This window comes from Mycobacterium sp. (assembly GCF_035314665.1).
In the GTDB taxonomy this organism is placed as follows: Bacteria; Actinomycetota; Actinomycetes; order Mycobacteriales; family Mycobacteriaceae; genus Mycobacterium.
This window is the reverse complement of sequence record NZ_DATFZD010000287.1, coordinates 1-17,424: the sequence shown is the minus strand read 5'-3', so window position 1 is coordinate 17,424 and position 17,424 is coordinate 1. Positions and strand designations below refer to the sequence as shown.

At 61.6% G+C, this 17,424-nt stretch carries 17 protein-coding genes and 2 pseudogenes; 12 read left to right on the top strand and 7 right to left on the bottom strand.

Translation table 11 applies throughout. The annotated features are described in order from the left end of the window. Nucleotides 1-60 precede the first annotated feature (60 nt). Entirely contained in the window at nucleotides 61-498 is a 438-nt protein-coding gene (locus tag VKI00_RS20430; RefSeq protein ID WP_324440624.1) for an SCO family protein, read from the bottom strand. Next, complete coding sequence (locus VKI00_RS20425; protein ID WP_324440622.1) at nucleotides 495-686, bottom strand: hypothetical protein; 192 nt, start codon at nucleotides 684-686, stop codon at nucleotides 495-497. Before VKI00_RS20425 ends, VKI00_RS20430 begins: the two co-directional genes overlap by 4 nt. Nucleotides 687-977: 291 nt before the next feature. Here VKI00_RS20425 and VKI00_RS20420 point away from each other — a divergent pair, with 291 nt between their 5' ends. Next, complete coding sequence (locus VKI00_RS20420) at nucleotides 978-2,903, top strand: ATP-dependent helicase (RefSeq protein WP_324440620.1); 1,926 nt, start codon at nucleotides 978-980, stop codon at nucleotides 2,901-2,903. 48 nt (nucleotides 2,904-2,951) lie between these two features. Here the strand turns inward: VKI00_RS20420 and VKI00_RS20415 are convergent, their stop codons facing one another. Further along, nucleotides 2,952-4,769, bottom strand: coding sequence for a vWA domain-containing protein (locus VKI00_RS20415; RefSeq protein ID WP_324440618.1), 1,818 nt, complete (start codon nucleotides 4,767-4,769; stop codon nucleotides 2,952-2,954). 115 nt (nucleotides 4,770-4,884) lie between these two features. Between VKI00_RS20415 and VKI00_RS20410 the strand changes: the two are divergent. The 7 genes and pseudogenes from VKI00_RS20410 to VKI00_RS20380 form a co-directional block, all read left to right on the top strand. Beyond that, nucleotides 4,885-5,112: pseudogene (locus VKI00_RS20410) on the top strand (site-specific integrase); the annotation flags it as partial. Nucleotides 5,113-5,115: 3 nt separating this feature from the next. Continuing rightward, on the top strand, nucleotides 5,116-5,310 hold the full coding sequence (locus VKI00_RS20405; RefSeq protein ID WP_324440616.1) for a hypothetical protein: 195 nt from the start codon (nucleotides 5,116-5,118) through the stop codon (nucleotides 5,308-5,310). A gap of 86 nt (nucleotides 5,311-5,396) precedes the next feature. After that, a complete protein-coding gene (locus tag VKI00_RS20400; protein ID WP_324440614.1) occupies nucleotides 5,397-5,912 on the top strand; it encodes a nitroreductase family protein in 516 nt (171 codons plus the stop codon). Between the two features lie 351 nt (nucleotides 5,913-6,263). After that, a complete protein-coding gene (locus VKI00_RS20395; RefSeq protein WP_324440612.1) occupies nucleotides 6,264-6,725 on the top strand; it encodes a cyclic nucleotide-binding domain-containing protein in 462 nt (153 codons plus the stop codon). Between the two features lie 127 nt (nucleotides 6,726-6,852). Then, nucleotides 6,853-7,686, top strand: a complete 834-nt coding sequence (locus VKI00_RS20390; protein ID WP_324440611.1) for a lysophospholipid acyltransferase family protein — start codon at nucleotides 6,853-6,855, stop codon at nucleotides 7,684-7,686. Continuing rightward, nucleotides 7,686-8,120 carry an SRPBCC family protein gene (locus VKI00_RS20385; RefSeq protein WP_324440609.1) on the top strand — a complete coding sequence of 145 codons (435 nt, stop codon included), beginning with the start codon at nucleotides 7,686-7,688 and terminating at the stop codon, nucleotides 8,118-8,120. The genes VKI00_RS20390 and VKI00_RS20385 overlap by 1 nt, the downstream gene beginning before the upstream one ends. A gap of 67 nt (nucleotides 8,121-8,187) precedes the next feature. Next, nucleotides 8,188-8,582, top strand: a pseudogene (locus VKI00_RS20380) (class I SAM-dependent methyltransferase); the annotation flags it as partial. Between the two features lie 39 nt (nucleotides 8,583-8,621). Here the strand turns inward: VKI00_RS20380 and VKI00_RS20375 are convergent. Then, a complete protein-coding gene (locus VKI00_RS20375) occupies nucleotides 8,622-10,235 on the bottom strand; it encodes a TIR domain-containing protein (RefSeq protein WP_324440607.1) in 1,614 nt (537 codons plus the stop codon). A gap of 331 nt (nucleotides 10,236-10,566) precedes the next feature. Continuing rightward, a complete protein-coding gene (locus VKI00_RS20370; protein ID WP_324440606.1) occupies nucleotides 10,567-11,577 on the bottom strand; it encodes an HIT family protein in 1,011 nt (336 codons plus the stop codon). Nucleotides 11,578-12,031: 454 nt separating this feature from the next. On the opposite strand from VKI00_RS20370, the gene VKI00_RS20365 reads away from it, so the two are divergent. The 3 genes from VKI00_RS20365 (at nucleotide 12,032) to VKI00_RS20355 (ending at nucleotide 14,162) form a co-directional block, all read left to right on the top strand. Then, nucleotides 12,032-12,967 (top strand): alpha/beta hydrolase, encoded by a 936-nt coding sequence (locus tag VKI00_RS20365; RefSeq protein ID WP_324440604.1) that lies wholly within the window; start codon nucleotides 12,032-12,034, stop codon nucleotides 12,965-12,967. Between the two features lie 216 nt (nucleotides 12,968-13,183). Continuing rightward, nucleotides 13,184-13,921: a hypothetical protein gene (locus VKI00_RS20360; RefSeq protein ID WP_324440602.1), complete on the top strand. Its 738-nt coding sequence runs from the start codon at nucleotides 13,184-13,186 to the stop codon at nucleotides 13,919-13,921. Further along, nucleotides 13,911-14,162, top strand: coding sequence for a hypothetical protein (locus VKI00_RS20355; RefSeq protein ID WP_324440600.1), 252 nt, complete (start codon nucleotides 13,911-13,913; stop codon nucleotides 14,160-14,162). The genes VKI00_RS20360 and VKI00_RS20355 overlap by 11 nt, the downstream gene beginning before the upstream one ends. A 77-nt stretch (nucleotides 14,163-14,239) precedes the next feature. On the opposite strand, the gene VKI00_RS20350 is transcribed toward VKI00_RS20355, so the two are convergent. Further along, the gene (locus VKI00_RS20350) at nucleotides 14,240-15,115 is read right to left on the bottom strand and encodes an alpha/beta hydrolase family esterase (RefSeq protein ID WP_324440598.1); all 876 of its coding nucleotides are present in this window, start codon (nucleotides 15,113-15,115) and stop codon (nucleotides 14,240-14,242) included. A gap of 165 nt (nucleotides 15,116-15,280) precedes the next feature. On the opposite strand from VKI00_RS20350, the gene VKI00_RS20345 reads away from it, so the two are divergent. Next, entirely contained in the window at nucleotides 15,281-16,213 is a 933-nt protein-coding gene (locus VKI00_RS20345) for an alpha/beta hydrolase (protein WP_324440596.1), read from the top strand. Nucleotides 16,214-16,254: 41 nt separating this feature from the next. Here the strand turns inward: VKI00_RS20345 and VKI00_RS20340 are convergent, their stop codons facing one another. Further along, nucleotides 16,255-17,409 carry an FIST signal transduction protein gene (locus tag VKI00_RS20340; protein WP_324440626.1) on the bottom strand — a complete coding sequence of 385 codons (1,155 nt, stop codon included), beginning with the start codon at nucleotides 17,407-17,409 and terminating at the stop codon, nucleotides 16,255-16,257. Nucleotides 17,410-17,424 lie beyond the last annotated feature (15 nt).

Sequence of the window (17,424 nt, the reverse complement as noted above, 5' to 3'; positions counted from 1 at the left end):
GGTGTTGGTGAAGCGGCGTGTAGGAACCTGAATCGTCACCCACCGAGGCCCCACCTCAGCTCAACGACACGAACCCCCACCCCGGATATCCGCCAACCACCGCTGCACGCTCATTTCCGAAGAGCCCGTTAAGTCGGAATCGACGAGGAACAGTTCGACGCCGTGGCGATTGACCATGGATCCGTTGTAGCCAACGTGTAAAGCGAAGAATGACTGCAGTTCTGGATGGCCAGCGAACGTTCGGAACATACGGACCGCGTTGCTGAACACTAGACCGCGATCGGCGCCATAGCGCAGAAGCCGCTCGGGTGAGTCGTAGGCAGGATCATAAGTGATCGCAGCGATTTGCGTCGTAGGTGAAGTTGTTGTGAGTTCTTGTTGGAGCTGAGCAAGTTTGGTGATTGTGGTTGAGCACTTGTTGGGATTCTGGCAGCGTGTGTAGAAGAACGCGATGACCGTCGCCGATCGCGACAAGTACTTGCGGAGCGGCAATCTCATCCGGCTTGTTGGAAGAGCTGGTCCTTGCTGACCGTCAGGTCCGGTAAATCCGCGACGCTACGCAACGTCCCGTAGCCAAACTCGTCACTGAACGCTCGGCTGAAGCCATTCCCTAAGAGAATCGAGAGCGGATACTGATGCTTCGCTGCGTCGTCCAATGCTGACTTGAAAGAACGCGGGTTTGCCACAACAAGACTCTAAGGCGTGCGGCACGCGGGTGGGGGCTGGCGTAGGCCCGGATACCAAGTTGGAGGTCTTCTCACCGAAGCCGTCCTAGCCCCGAAATGCAATGCGGAAGACCGTTCCGGTCGACCTACCTTGCCAGGTCGGTGACCCGTGTTGACGCCGGCCCCACCCAAGTAGCGTTTGTCTGCAGAGCTCATCGGTTCGAATCGTTCGAGTTTCGGCCGTACAAGAATCAGCTCCTAATTTGTGCATCTTCGATGTAGCTCCAAGCGGGCGGTTCATAATTGACCGCTATGGACCTCTCCGATGAACAACAGGATCTCCTCGGGCATCCGCCGTACCTGAGCGGACGCGTTCTCGCCGGACCTGGCACCGGGAAGAGCTTCATGAGTGTCATGTACCTGGCGCAGCTGTCTGAGTCTGCGAAACACAAAAAGCTGCGGGTCCGTTACATCACCTTCACTCGCGCTGCCACAGCGGAGTTTGCCGACAAATTGCGCAAGAGAGGTCTTTTCGAGTCGCCGGCAGGGCAACCACCAAAGACGATGCATGCATACTCCCTTAGAATTTTGCGGACCCCGAAGAACCGGCAGATCAGCGGAATCCCTGACCCGCTGCGGATCCCCGATGATTGGGAACAAGAACAGCTGATCCGCCCAGATATTTCTCGTCTCCTGAGGGCAAAGGGATATAAGACCGCGACACCGTCGAAGGTCGCGGCATTGGAAGCCGAACTAAGTGCCGGCTTCCAGTCGCTCACGCGCGAGAAGTTGCCCATAGCGGCTAAGGAACCGAAATTGGTGCAGGCGTATCAGGACATCTGGGAAGAACATCGTCGCCGGTACGGCTATACGCTCCTCAGTGAGCTGCCAATCCGGGCCGCAGCTGTTCTGGCTAGGAAAGATGCAGCCGATCCGGAGGTCGATCTGCTTATTGTTGATGAGTATCAGGATCTTAATCAGGCGGAACAGCTTGTCCTCCAAGAGCTCCACAAACGAGGCGTTGCGATCCTGGCGATCGGTGACGACGATCAGTCCATATATAGCTGGAGAAATGCCGCGCCGGAGGGCATTCGCAACTTCACCAAGACCTTCGATACAGAGTGCGACTATCCGTTGACCGTCTGCCATCGGACCGGGGCGCCTGCCCTAAAGGTTGCCGCCGAACTCATCAACCAAGACCGTGATCGCCCAACAAAAAAACCGCTGACGCCATCTGCTACCGCCTCGACGGAATTTCGATATTTGCGCTTTCCAACAGATTCGGCCGAGGCTGCCGGCGTGGCGCGCATTGTGCGAGCCAGGCTCAAAGCACCCGTGAAACCCGGCGACGACCCCATCAAAGTCGCAGTGCTGGTCCGGTCAGATGTATCCGCGTGGGCTGCCGAGCTTGCACCTCAGTTCGCCGGTCTCGGGATACCACTCGCGGCACCCACCGACATCGATTCAATCCTGAAGGATCGGGGTGTCCGCATCGCGCTAGCGCTTGGTCAACTGATCCGTCGCAAAGGCGATGACAGTCTGGCATGGCGAGCTTTGCTCAAGGTGACGCCAGGCGTAGGTGATACCGCCGTAGACCACATCTACGGTAGCGCTGAATCGGGTAGCTTCGCTGCGCGATTTCGTGCACTGCATGCCAACGGATTTCCGGAGCTACGTAACCGCATTGAGGTCGATGCCATGGTGCAAGGGATCCAGGACGCGATGGCGCAAGTGCCGAAGCGCAAAGGGCCACCCGTTGGCGAAAGTTGGGCGGCTTGGCTAGTCGATCAGGTCAAGCAGATAGATGCTGACGTCTTCACCCCCGATGCTGAAAAGCAGTTCAAAACAATTGGCGACAAGGCGGGGCAACGTAACCTCAATGATCTGCTCAACAAGTTTCAGCCAACACTGAGAGAATCGGCATCCGGCGCGGACTACCAGGTTCAAATAATGACTATGGCAATGTCGAAGGGACTCACGTTCGACACAGCGATCGTGGTGGGTGCCGAAGAAGGCAATATCCCGAACCCCCGAGGAGACGAGGGCGAAGAGCTACGCTACCTGTACGTCGCGCTCACTCGCGCAACTCACCTGACGGTGGTGACGTATGCGCAGAAACGCACCGGTCGGACCGCCCCAATCGGACAGTCACATGGCAGGCCGCGGCGATGGCCGTCACCGCTCATGACCGAATTGAGTGGTGTCAAAGCTGAAGATGGTGTTGCAGCGTTCACATAGATAATTCCTGCAGCCAAGACTCGACGCCCACAGCTGAGTTGGGACGCTCTAAGTAACTAACGAAAAACGGCCTCCGGTCAGCTCACATAAAGATTCGATCGACTCGCTCGGTCCAGTCCAGGCAAGCAGCCTGATTTGTCGTTGCGTAAACATTTCGGCAAGCATGTCGGCCCCTTCGCTGTCCACGCCGTCGCCAAACAGCCAAATCTCACGCTCCCCCTCACAATTAACGAGCTTGTCGGCGCCCTGCATCAGCGCCGTTTTGTAGTTGGTTTCGCCAAGAGGCTGCGGAAACTCGGGGTTGTTCAAGAACTGGTCGAGTGGTCGCAGATCGGGTGGACTGTCGCTGAAAAATCCGATCCATGCTGACGCCGCATCCAGGCTCGGAGCGGCCTCGATGACACGTAACACCAACTGCTCGGTCGCTTTAAGACTCGCGGACATAGAACCTGACGCGTCAATCAGGATGCAGATGGCCGCTGAGGGGGGCAGTGCTAGTCCGGCGCCGGCAAAACTGGAGCGCAACGCCCCAGCTATCGTTGAAAAATTATTGGGCCGCAGACCGTGGCAAAGCATCGCCCGGTGTTTGCTGGCTAGTTCTTCGTTTGACGGTTCGTCAGGAAAATAATTCGCCACGATGCTGAGTGGAGCGTCAAACGCCGCCGCGTACCGGAGGCAGACAGAAGCGAGTTCGGCATTGCGGTAGGTTCGACCCATTTTGGGATCGAGGATGAGCAGCCACTTCCCGGCTTCTTGCGACCGCACCGCGATGTCCGGCATATTGCCCTCTTCATCACCCTTTTCGAAATATTGATAAAAGATCTCGAGCGTGCTAGAGCCAATGACGCAAGACAGCACCGGTGAGGGATCACGCGAGAATTTAAGGGTCCATCGACCATTGACAATCCGGTTCATGGTGTTTACGCGCACACTAGCTTTCACTAGCAGCGCGCAAATAGCGCAGAACAGCCAAAGTTCATAAATGCGCCAACGTTCTTTCCACAATGCAAGCGCCATCGCCTCGATGACGGTCTCGCCTGTGCTCTCGAGTACTTTCGCGGCATGCAGCGCGGCTTCAAGATCCTCGAGTTGTTGGACAGCGCGAGCGACGCGGTTGTTATTCAGGCGCGGGTTAGGCATCGGCGCCTGACGGGATTGCTGCGCGGACGCCCGGTCGGCTGTTGTCCTTGCTGAGTCCAACATCCGATCGACCGCGGTAAGTATGTGGGCCGCGGCTGGATCGTCCATAAACGAGCGACCCAGTCGCTGGTCGATAGGCTCCATCTGCTTAACGAGATCTTGCATGAGGCCGGCATCCGTCGGGCTGTATTCCGGCCTGGACTCCATGAGCATGCCCGCCTGGATGTCCGCCCGCATGCGCTGTCCGGGGTCTTGAGATGCCTGTGCTCTGCTTCGGATGTGAGCGCCAATCTGCGAGTCCCGTTGCATAAGGGTTGGCGTACACGCAGCACAGAGATTGGCGATAGCTCGTTGCGTGTCCCTGAGGCATGTTTCGATTTGCGGCTCGGTCTGCTCTTCCCAGTGCGCGGCAGCCTGAACGAGGCGACGAATCTGCGGGCCGAAGGCGAGTTCAAATTCGGCGCCGTCGCTGGTCGCAACGATAAATTCGATGTTGCCTTTGATCGAGGCCTCGAGAGTTGTTAACAGCTTGCCGATACCGGAGGCCATCTGGATGAACGGCGAGCGATACTGCACGATCCAGTGAAGTAGATCCGAAGCCTGGTGTCCTTCGAAAATCTGCCCGGCGGTGGATTTAAATTCAGAGTGGTAGGCCGCGCGCTCTTCGTCGTCGAAAAGGGTGTAAACCTTATCCGGATCGACCGACCAGGTGCGCTTGCGAGCCAACAGACATCTCCTTCATTGTCTAGAGCCCCCATTGTTTAGAGCATAGGTCGGCGCAAGATCTGGTTCTACAAGTCTGCGCAGGTTTCTCGTCGTCGAAGATCTGACTTTGTAGCACCGGCAAAGGCGCACCGTGCGAGAGGAGTTGGGCGTCCTGGACGTCGCGACCCACAGCTTCCGCAAGACCGTCGCGACGCTAATCGATGACGATGGCCTGTCAGCCCGAATCGGGGTCGACCAAGTCGGCCATGCCAAGGTGTCGATGACGCAGGACCGGTATATGAGCCGTGGCTGGATGCACACCGAGGTTACCGAGCTGCTCGACCGCACCATAAACAATGAATAAGCGATGGACGTGAGCGAGAGTGATCCAAAAATGGCCTCTGAAGTGGGGCAGGCGGGGCTCGAACCCGGCGACCAACGGATTATGGGGCCATCCGACCATGAGATCCGTCCGTTCCGGCGGGTAGAGATCATGAACGATCACGCGATTCCCCAGAACGCGGCACTCGTGCGAATTGGCGCTTCGCCGTGGGCCACCTAATCCCCGAGGATTTCGGGGTCGGTGCCGACGCGCGCCGCTCGACCCCGGTGGCAGCATGGCCAGCGGACGCACAAGAGAGGAATGGGATGGAAACGTGGGATGCGATCAGTGCTCGACGCAATGTGCGGCAGTACACGCCGGAGCCGGTGTCAGACGAAGACTTGAACCGCATCGCCGAGGCCGGATGGCGGGCGCCGTCGGCAAAGAACCGCCAGGCGTGGGACTTTGTCATCGTCACCGATAAGGCTCAGCTGCAAGAACTCTCGACGGTCTGGCAGGGTGCCGGTCATATCGCGGGTGCTGCGGCCGCGATCGCTTTCGTCATCCCGGAACCGCCGAGCGAACGCCGGAAGGTGACTGACCAATACGACGTCGGTCAGGCCACGATGGCGATGATGATCGCGGCCACCGACCTGGGCATCGGCACCGGCCATTCGTCGGTGGGGGATCAGGAGAAGGCACGCGCCATCCTGGGCGTCCCCGACGAATATCAGGTGGCTTACCTTCTCGGTGTCGGCTATCCCGCTGACCGCCCGCTCAAGCCCATCCGCAAACCGAATCGGCGGCCCTTCGACGAAGTGGTCCATCACGGACACTGGTGACTCACGGCTCATCGCGCCTTGGTGCCGCCGTGTGTCGGCGCCATCTTAGTCACCGCCTCCCCACAACCGGAAACTCTGGGATTGCCAACGCAATTCGCAGGCTCGTGTTGACGCGACTGATCGAGGCCGCACTCAGTGCACCGAGGCGTTCGGTGGGTTCGTCTCGCACGAGCTGCTGCTGGCTGGCCGTCAACGGCGTTTTTGGAATCCGCTCGGTCCGGAACCCGTGATCGAATCAAGATGTCGAATAACCGCACTGACAGCGGCGCGTGCTCGTACCTTCATTTGTAAGGTGAAGCAAGAGGATCACCTGAAGATTTTCACACCAGCGGCTCGGGAAAGGAGCACGCGATGAGGACGCTCGAAGGTGTTCTGGCCTCGCATCCGTTTTTCGGTGGGTTGGACCCGCGTTATCTTGAACTGGCAGTCGGGTGCGCTTCGAACATGCGTTTCAACGCCGGTGAGTTCATCTTTCGCGCAGGCGAAGAAGCGAACCACTTCTATCTGATTCGCGAAGGGAAGGTTTCACTCGAAGTCTTCGCTCCTGGTCGCGGCAGCCTGACCATTCAGACGCTGAGAGGCGGCGACATCCTTGGCTGGTCGTGGCTGGTCCCGCCATACACCTCGAGGTTCGACGCTCGTGCCGCGGAGATGACCCGAGCAATCGTGCTGGATGGCAAGTGCCTGCGTGACAAATGCGAAGGGGACCACGAGCTCGGGTACGAGCTGCTCAAGCGCGTGGCGCCGATTCTCGGTCAGGGGCTCGATGCGACGAGGCTGCAACTCATGGACGTCTACAGCAGTGCCACCTGAGAGCAAAGCACCGTCCCCCCAACCCGGCCAGCCTGCCGCCGATCACTGCGGCCACGGATCGCAGTTCAGGCCGAACCGGCGGACGCAAACACCGTAGCCACCTGCTCAGCTGTGTCAGGCTGGGACCATGGTCGGCGTCGCGGATGCCCTCGGATGGGCAAGTAAACAGATCGTTGACCGGGTGCCCAAGGCAGATCTGCACCAGCGCGACCCGGACTTCATCCGAGACCAGCTGCCCGGCACGTGGCTGCTGGCGTCGCTGTATTTCCGGGCCGACGTCCGCCGACTCGACCGGATACCGCCTGAAGGACCGGTGCTACTGGTCGGCAACCACAGCGGCGGCAACGTACCTCCCGACACGTTCGTGTTCACGTTGGCGTTCTGCTCGTATTTCGGGGTGGAGCGCCCGTTCTATCAACTCGCGCATAACCTGGTCACCCTGTATCCGCCGCTGCGCTGGCTTCGCAAGTTCGGCACCGTGGCGGCCAGCCCCGAAAATGCCCGGCTGGCATTGGATTCCGGCGCCGCCGTGTTGGTGTATCCGGGTGGCGATTACGAGGTCTTCCGCCCATCGTGGCAGCGGCACGTCGTCGACTTCGGTGGCCGCAAAGGCTTCGTGCGGCTCGCCCGCGAGACCGGTGTGCCGATCGTGCCGGTGTCCAGCGTCGGCGGCCAGGAAACGGCGTTATTCCTCGGACGCGCCCAGTGGCTATCCAAACTGCTGATGCTCGATAAGGTGCTCCGACTCAAGAGTGTGCCCATCTCGCTGGCACTGCCATGGGGGCTGAACGTCGGCGATCTGGCCGGCCACATTCCGCTGCCCGCCAAGATCGTCATCGAGGTGCAGGAGCCGATCAAGGTGCACGACGACGACCAGGCGGTGTACGACGAAGTGATCGCCAGCCTGCAGGCCGGTGTCGATCGGTTGGCCGCCGAACGTCGATTCCCGGTGATCGGCTAATGCGCGTCGAACGCCGGATCATCGTCAACGCCGATCGCGACACCGTGTGGGAGGTGCTCCGCGACCCGAATCGCTATCCCTCTTTCCTGGCTCACCTGGAGCGCTGGGAGACGCTGACCGAAGGCCCAGCCCGGGTGGGCGCCCGCTACACCGTGTTGTGGAAGATCGGCTCGATCCCGGTGGGGGGTGTCGCCGAAGTGGTGGAGTTCGATGAGGCGTGCGATCTGGCCTGGATCAACATCACCGGTGTGACCCAGCGAGGCCGGTTCCGGCTGCGCGACGCCAGGCCGGGTCGAACCATCGTGACGTTCCGGCTGGCCTATCACTCCGACGGCGGGCCGCTCGGCCTGATCGCCGATCGTGTTGCGGCGTTCTGGGTCAGCCGCTCACTCGACGAGAGCCTGAAAAAACTTCGGCGGCTTGTCGAGTCGTAAGCTCGTGACTATGCCTGATCACCAGGGCGACTACGGAATCGATGGGTCATTCCACACCATCTCGGCGCGCGGGCAGGCGATCGGTGTCGATCTCTGCAGGCCGACCAGACCGACAACTCGCCATCGGCGACCCTGGCCAACGCGGAGCTGGAGAACATCGCCGATCGCGTCGAGCTGCACACCGCCAACATGACCGCGTTGCCGTTCGACGACGACAGCGTCGACGTCATCGTCGGTAGCCTTGCCATTCACAACATTCCGATGCACGACGGACGGCGCCGAGCCCTCGGTGAAGCGATGCGCGTGCTACTACCCGGCGGTCGCCTCGCCGTCGCCGATTTGGGGGCCCGTCAGCATGCCGCCCACTTACGGGAACGCGGTTGGCGCAAAGTGCAGCGCCGCAGTGTCGCTGGCGGCCCGTGGATGTCCACGCAACTGGCCACCGTGACCAAGCCGGGATGAAACACTCGACGCCGGCGAGCCGGAGTCGATCGGCTCTTCTCAGGCGTCCACGCGCTCGCGTTCTGCGCAGTCCATGCATGTGTTCGCTCTGTCCGGTGCCAGTAATTTTTCCGGATACATGATGGAGCAACGTACGCAATAAAACTCACCTGCACGCGCCCGCGGGCGAGCCCGCATCTCGGCGATCTTCTTGCAAAGGTCCTCGGCTAAATCGTCCAGCTGGGGCTCGATCGGTTGGGATTCAACAATCCTGCAGGATCCGACCTTGTTGGCTCCGTCGATTACCGGCTTGTTAGCGACATCGAAGTAGACGGGTATTACGCTGTCTCTTCCGAAGCGCGCGTTGAACTGCTTACTTTCGAACATTGTCCAGACGCTCTTCGGATAGTCGGACGAAAGGAAGCAGACGACGAATGTCGCCTCAGATTTGTAGATCGGTCGCAGATAGTCTTCGATGTTTGTTGCTAGTATCCGATCCTGCTCGTCCATATCGAAGAATACATGCAAGTCTCTTGCCTTAAGTTTGTTGCTGAGGTACCTGGCTTGATCTCGTTTATCTGCGGCAAAGGAAAGCGCAAAGTCATATCGATCTTGCACATCAAGGCTCACGAAGCCTACGCGCATCGCAAACCGCGACCAGTTAAGATGTCTCAAGTAGAAATGGAATTGTGGCTCTTCGATCGATAAGAACCGACTACGCGGGTCAAAGTGTATCAACTCAGCAAAATCTGGGCTGCTGTTGATATGATCCACTAAGTGTCCGCCACTCACGACTGTCGCTATGCTAGCTCGGAGCGTCGGGTATTTGTTCAGCAACTGATCATTCAGCGTGATGGTGCGTTCTTTGGATTCGGCGATCCATTTCAGCAAATGGAGGTACGGGGCGCGGCCTTCGCGATTGAAGCTTGGACCGGCGGCGAACTTCATCGCAATTTCTGCGTATCTCAGGGCTAAGTCGTTCATTACCGCGTCGAGGACGGCTTCGAAGTTTCCCGTAAACGGCTTTCGCGTCGCTTGCGCTTCCGTGACTTGTGATAGGACACAGCACTTATGCGCTAATACCTGCGCCATTTGGAAACTGCCCTGGGAGTGTCGAACTATCTCCTCCACCGGCAAGTCGCAGTTGAGAGCTGCGCTTCCCTCAGTAACGAGCTTGCGCACCTTTTCGTCGGTCGACGTACCCATGCGGACGATGCTTATCCGGCTGACTAGATCTCGCGCAAAGGTGATCAGGGAACTTCCCGCATTATTGATTCCAAGGACGATTAGCTTTGTTCCCCGTGATTCCTGGTCGGCGAGGATCTTCATGCGGTCTGCGATTGCCTGCCGGAGATCATCTGGGAGCCGATTATAATCGTCTATTGCTACTAGGCCGGCGTCATCCATTTCCGGCAGCAGGCGAATCCATTCGCAATCGGCCGGTATCCGAGCGCTCCATCGTTCGATGGCATGTCGGGATCCCAGCGCGTCGACAGCTTTCTCCAGTGCGGTCGTCTTGCCGACGCCTGTTGGCCCTTCGATCACGACGCCCCGGCCAGGTGACCTCAGCGCTACGACCAGCTCGTCCCACTGGTCTGGTTCAACGAAGGTGTGCGTCGGGATCCCCGAAGAGTTGAACACCTCTTCTAGTAGCGGAGGAGGCACGCATCCCATTCAAGCAGGTTGCGCCGCTGGCGGTAGCAAAACAACACAAATCTCCGGCAATACCGCCAGTCACCCCGCTCGGCATTCGCCCAATGTGCTTGCGGTCGTGCTGATGCCAGCCGTCGAAAGATTACTTAGCGAGTAGACGAGTTCGCTCACGGAGGGGGGTGATCGGCGTGGGAACCCGCGATCCGTCAATAGCACCGCACCGCTGGCCTGACGGGTGGCTTAGCTATTGCGTCGCGGTCAACCGGAAGGCGCGATCGATTTACAGGGACCACCCTGTGGCGCGTGCGAACGTTCGCACCCGATTAGACCGTCGATTAAACCGCGTCGCAACTCAAATGACCTTTAGCCAGATCACAACTCCCATCAACATGAGTGCCCCATAGAGCGGCGCGATCGCCCACGACGACCACACCGGTATACTCGGCATCCTCTCGAGGATTGAACGCCAGATCCGGGAAAAGCCATATCGCGCTGGCTGCCGAGCCCGGTCTTCGGATACAACTGTGGGATCCAGGCAAAATGGCGGCACTGGCTCGCCAGCGGCTACAGCGCGGTACAGCCGCCGAAACGACCGCTCTTGATCGAGATAATTGGCGTCGATGAACGCAAACAACACCACCGCCGCCATTCCGAGACCCGCAACCGCGGCAACGTGCTTCGTCAGAGCATAACCGTAAGCAACGGTGATGACCGGCAGAAGCCATCCTTTAGTCTTTGCTGATGCATCCGCTAGCCGGGCGACTACTGCCTGGATGAATTCCAAATGCTTTCGACGATCTTCTGGACCAGGCAGGGCGTTTTCCGTGCCCGCGGTGTCTTCGAGTGTTCGGCGGCACTCATCGTTTAGCCTCTGCCAAGCGTCATTCATATCCGCCTCCGGGTGATTGGTCTCAGAGGGCCAGAACCGGCCTATCGCGTCACCGCTCCACCTAGGAACAACATGGATATGTAGATGGGCGATACTTTGGCTAGCAGCCTCACCGTTCGATTGAATAACGTTGAGTCCCTGAGGATCGAACACGCGCCTGACGGCTGACGCTATAGCCACGGTGGCAGAAGCCAAACGCTCGGCGGTCCGAGAGTCTAACGCCCAAATATCAGCGATATGCGGTTTCGGGATGACGAGGGTGTGGCCGATGGTCGCGGGTTCGGTTGGGAAAAACGCGACCAGGTGTTCATCTCTATACACTTCTCGGACATCGGAATCTCGGCGATCGGCGATGGCACAAAATGCGCATTCGGCGTACCTAACCTTATCCACCACGACCTCCGCTTTCACGCGATAGTGACGTAAATCGATCGGCAGGCGCAATCGCGTCGCTCGTTCTGTCAACCAGTCCATCGGCCTAGGTTCCAGACCGCCCGCAGACGTTAGGCCGCATTCCATCAAGATCGCAGCACATCTTATCCGCGTCCGGTCGAGTGCGCCAATCGCCCCGATGAGTGAGTCGCTGAAGCCTGCGGCGAACTAGGTTAAATCGACCGACATCATCCGTCCCTTGCCTTCCGGAATCATAGAATAACGAAGACGTGCGAACATCAGCGGCGATTTCATGAAAAGCCTCACGGGTGCACTCCGTTGGCTGTCGAATTGTCGTGACATATCTGATGGTTTTCTTGGGGCATAGTTTGACACCTCCGCGATTTCGGAGGGTAGCCGCGCCCCCAAAGGAGCGGCGTTCCGCGTCATCACAACAGCTAAAAAGCGGTAGCGGATGATTGCGAGTTATCCTGCCGCCGGGCATTCGATCCTCACGATCACCCTGCCAACCAGGCGCCTAGACTTCGCAGTACCCATGAAACCAAGCAACCCTATGCGGAAGCTCCCGCGGGTACAGCGCGTCGAAACGCCGCGCGCGGAAGGCCAATTCCGCCTCTCCGGCGGCCGCCAGCTGGGCTACGCCGAGTTCGCTGACCCCGCCGGCGCGGTGGTGCTGTGGTTCCACGGCACCCTGGGCGCCCGTCGTCAGTTCCCACTGCTCGGTCGGCGCGCCGCCGAGCGGCTCGGCCTGCGGGTCATCATCGTGGAACAGCCGGGTACGTGGCTGTCCGACGCTCACCGCTACCCCGCGGTGTTCGACTGGGTCGCCGACATGGCGCAGGTAGCCGACGCGCTCGAGGTCGAGCGGCTCGGCATCGTGGGCCTGTCCGGCGGAGGCTTCTACGCCCTGGCCTGCGGCACACTGCCCCCGCTGGTCGCTCGCGTGGCCGCCGTCGCGATCCTGGACGGTGTCGTCCCGTCGGTCGGCCCAGAGGCCACGTCCGGCGGCATCACCGACACTGCGCGCCGCTTCGCGCCGATCCTCACGCAGCTGCGCCGGCCGTTGGCAATGCTGTGTAGCGGGCTGCTGGCACCCCTGATCCCCATCGCGCATTACGCCTACCGCGGCTACACCAGCGCATGGCCCGCCGACGACCAACGGGTTCTCGCCGACCCGGAAATCGAGGCGATATTCGTCGACGACATGGTCAATGCCTTCCGGGGCCGCTGCCCGGCCATGGTCGACGATGCCCGACTGTTGGGGCGAGACTGGGGTTTTCGGTTGGCCGACGTGAAGGTGCCCGTGCGTTGGTGGCACGGCGACTCCGACCACGTCGTTCCCATCGCCGGCGTAGAAGCGGCGGTCTCGCGCCTGCAAGACGCCGAGCTCACCGTGCGCTCAGGTGAGAGCCACCTCGGCGGCTTCGCCAAAATCGACGAAGTGCTCGAGTGCATGCGCGCTTACCTCTGAGCCGCAACGCTTTATCTGTCACCGCGCCCCGCCTTGTCGCTGAAAAGTTGCTAAGAGGTGGAGGCATAGCGTCAGCTGGGCCGTGTGCGGCGGCAAATTATGCCTACCTGTCGGTGGCCGCTGTTGGGATGAGGTGATGGTCATCGAGGTTTTGGTGCAGAGCCGCCGGCGTAACGTGCCCGGTATGCCACGCTGGACGACCCACCAGAAGGCGAATTGACTCGCGAGAATTACCGCAGCCGAGACAAGGCCACCCGGGACGCGGACACCAGCTACGCAGACTCGCTCAGCGATGTCGTCGATGCGATCGCCAGCAATCCCCAGTCTCGCAAGCCAGCAGAGCAACTGGCAGATGACCTGTCGGGTCGCTACGGTCCCTTCGCTGTCAAGTGGCGCAGTGTAGATCCCTCCACCGAGGTCGTTATCGAGGGTGAGATCCTCAGCGACAGCGGCGATCCCATGGGGAAAAGTGTGCGTAGCTTCTATCGCGACCACGACGGCTACCTCGTCGTTCAAAACGACCTGCTGTTGTTGGAACCGGCAGCGCGAGGACGCGGATTCGCCACCGCATTCTACGACGAGCTTGAACGCTACTACCGCCGCTCAGGCGTCGATGTCATCACGATCCATGCAGCGCTGCAGGATGGTGGCTACAGCTGGGCCCAGTACGGGTTCGACTGGGACCCACGGCGCATCGCTGAGTCGTTCACCGATATCCACCGACGGATAGATGATCTCCTGCGCAGTCCGAAGGTCACCACCGCCGACAAGCAACTGCTCGCAGAAATTCGAGGCCGAGTTGACCACCTTGACCCAGGCCAGGAGTGGCCGACGCCCAACGAGCTGGCAAACCTCCGTGGGGATGATCCAGAGCTTGGGCGTAAACTAATGAGAGGTTCCAGCTGGTACGGGATCTATCCACTAAGCGAAAAGGGTTACGGCTATGGCACTTGATCGGCGGATGGCCGAGTTGAGGGCCCGTCACGCCCGCGAAATCAACCGACTGCACCGTGAGTTCGTACAGCAGGACCCGACCATCGATCCTGGCGTTGATAATGCCGCGATGACGCCGAAACAGGCCGAAGCCTGGCGACAGTTCACTGCCGATGAAGACGCCAAGTTCGACAGGGCGCGAAGGAGATTGGCGGCCGAGCTCAGAGCGGAAAGCGCCCGGCAGGCCGCTCAGACCTCCTGAATTAAACAGTCTCGGCGGCTTCGCAAAGTCGACGAAGTGCTCGAGTTCGTGCGCGCATACCTCTGAGCCGGGGTTGCTCAGGCAGGGTGGGCCGCGAAGAACTGCCAGATGATCTGGGTGGCGTTCAGCGCGTGCGACGTCGGGTCCCCTCGCTCGAGGGCGGTGGTACCGCCGGCCCACCCGTGTTGGCCGCCCTCGATGGTGATCAACACGACGCTGCGATTGCGGGCGCACGCGGCGGTCGATGTGGTGACCGGGGCGTTGGTGGCGAGATCGGTTGGGCCGCAATGGTCGACGTTGCGCCAGAACGCGTTGACGTCAGCTATCGACGGCCCGTTGACGAAGCTCGCACCCTGCCCGCCGTTGTAGGGGACCAACTGGTCGGCGGTGCCGTGGATGTGGATCACCGACGTCGGGTGCGGCGCGGCGCAGGCGTCGAGCTGGGTGGCCGAGTCCGGACCGATGGCAGCGAAGATGCCGCTGTTGCAGGCCAGCGCGTAGCTCATGATGCCGCCGTTGCTCATCCCGGTGGCATAGACCCGCGACTTGTCGATCGCCAGCGCGGCGCTGATCTGGCCGACCATCGCGGCGATAAAGCCGACGTCGTCGATGTTCTCACGGGCGGGCCGGCCACAGCAGCCGTGCCCATTCCATGCCCGCCCGACGCCGTCGGGGTAGGCGACGACGAACTTCGCCGAATCGGCCAGTGGATCCCAGCCATAAGAGTTTTCGGCTTGCTCGCCGTTGCCGGACACCCCGTGCAACATGACAACGAGCGGTGCCGCCGCCGCCAGGCCCGCCGGTTGGTAGACCCGGTAGCTGCGGTTCAGCCCGCCAAAGGCCATGGTGTGCACGCTTGTGCCGTTCGGGAATCCTGTTTCCGCCGGATGCGCGGCGGAACACCCCGACAGGGCGAGCAGCACGCCGAGCAGCGCGGTAAGCCGAACGAGCATGCATCAAACGTACGGGTTGCGCGCGTGATGCGACGGAGACTGGTCACCGCGACCAAGCCGGGCTGAATCACACGCAAACGTCGAGCCAACACCGGGGAACCTGCTCGTTGCTACGGCGAGGCACGTCATTGCCTGGTCACCTGCTCGCATACACTTTGAGATCCAATGGAACTGAGCAACCCGCTGCGGCATCCCCCCGGCGTACCGCGCGTCGAAATTCCGCGCGCGGAGGGCCGTTTTCACCTGTCCGACGGCCGCGGGCTGGGCTACGCCGAATTCGGTGACCCCGCCGGTCCGGTGGTGTTGTGGTTCCACGGCACACTGGGTGCCCGGCGCCAATTCCCGGTGCTTGGCCGGCGTTCCGCCGAGGCCCTCGGCCTGCGGGTCTTCGTCATCGAGCGGCCGGGTACCGGGCTCTCCGATGCGCACCGCTACTCCGCGGTGACCGACTTCGTCGGCGACATCGCGCAGGTGGCCGACGCGCTCGACGCCGAGCAGCTCGGCGTCGTGGGTATGTCCGGCGGCGGCGCGTATGCGCTGGCCTGCGGCGCGCTGCCCCCGCTGGTGGATCGCGTCGCCACCGTGGCCGTCCTCGACGGCACCGTCCCGTCGGTCGGTCCCGAGGCCGGATTCGGCGGTGCCACCGAGATTGCCCGCCGGTTCAACCCCGTCCTCACCCAGCTGCGCCGGCCGCTGGCAGTGCTCAGCACCGTGCTGCTGGCACCGCTGATCCCCTTCGCGCATTACGCCTATCGCGGCTACATCCGCATGTGGCCCGAGGACGACCGGCGGGTCCTCAACGATCCGGAGGTCGAGGCAATTTTCGTCGACGACATGGTCAACGCCTTCCGGGGCCGCTGCCTGGCCATGGTCGACGATGTCCGACTGTTGGGGCGGGACTGGGGCTTCCGGTTGGCCGACGTGAAGGTGCCGGTGCGGTGGTGGCACGGCGAATCCGACCACGTCGTCCCGATCGCCGGCGTCCACGCGGCCATCGCGCGCCTGCAGGACGCCGAGCTCACCGTGCGCCCCGAGAGCCATCTCGGTGGCTTCGCCAAAATCGACGAGGTGCTGCAGCACGTCCGCGGATACCTCTGAGCCACAACGGCTTTCGGAGTTGGCCGCGCTGGCGCGCTGGCTCACTCGATGAACAGCGCGATCGACGCGGTAAACGCGTGCAACGCGTTGCGTCCCGCGATCGGGCCGATCTCTCCGGCGGCGAAGAAACCGGCGAGCGGAATCCCGCCGAGTAGTTCCTGGATGGCGGCCGCGTCGTGGTCAGCGACCCCGAACATCTGCCGCCCACGCCCGTTGCAGGTGAACAACAGCGCGCCTATCGGACGCCCGGGCAGCTCGGCGGCCGCCCGCTCAACGGTCAGGCGCAGGTCGTTGTCGGCGCTCACCGCGTCATGGACCTGGAACTGTACGGTCGCGCCGACCTCGACCACCTCGCCGATCTGGACCGCCCCGGTTGGCGGGTCGGCGCCGAACACGCCGCGGATCAGGAAGTCGCCCTGGCCCGGAGCCGCCAGATGCTCGTCGACGACGATCCCGATGTGCAGGCCGCGGCTGACCAATTCCTGCTCGTCGGGCGGCAGCCCCTCGATGATCTCGCGCAGTCGCTGCAGCGTGGGTCGGCCACCCAGCTCCAAGATCGCTGCGCCGTCGGCACCCGTGACGATGTAGGGATCGCCGATCGGACGGCAGCCCTGCGACACGATCGGGACGGCGTGCATGCCGGGAAGGCGCACGCCGACGAGGCCGGAGATGAACATGTCCTGGTCGCGGAACAGCCGGGTGCCGCCCGGTCCCCACCCGCCGCTCGCCAGGCCGCCCACCACGGCGGCCTGTCCCGGCAGCGCGGTGTTGAGATGCTCGATGAGCAGCTTCGAGGGGAATGTGTACAGGTCTGGCAGCAACAGGTGCAGATCGTCTGCGGCCTGGTCGAACCGGTAACCACTGAGCAGGCCACCCGAGTCGGTGGGGACATAGTTCAGCCGGAACGTCTCGGCGGCCAGGCCGGACGCCAGCCACACCGCCACCGCGGGCTTGTCCTCCATCTCGTGGCCGCCGGCGACGACCGTCGAGGCGAGGCAACCGATCAGCGCGGGCGGCTCGACCATCTCCTGCACCGCGGCGAGGACATCGGCAGCCTTGTCGGCGTGGGATCGCGATGCGAATAGCACCGCCAGCGACGGCGCCGCGCCCGCGAGCTCGTCGCGCGCGTGCGCTGCAGCCTCCACCGCGGCCTGCCGTGCGTCGGGCGCGGTGGAGACCCCGACTCCGACCCGCACCCCTCCATGATGCGC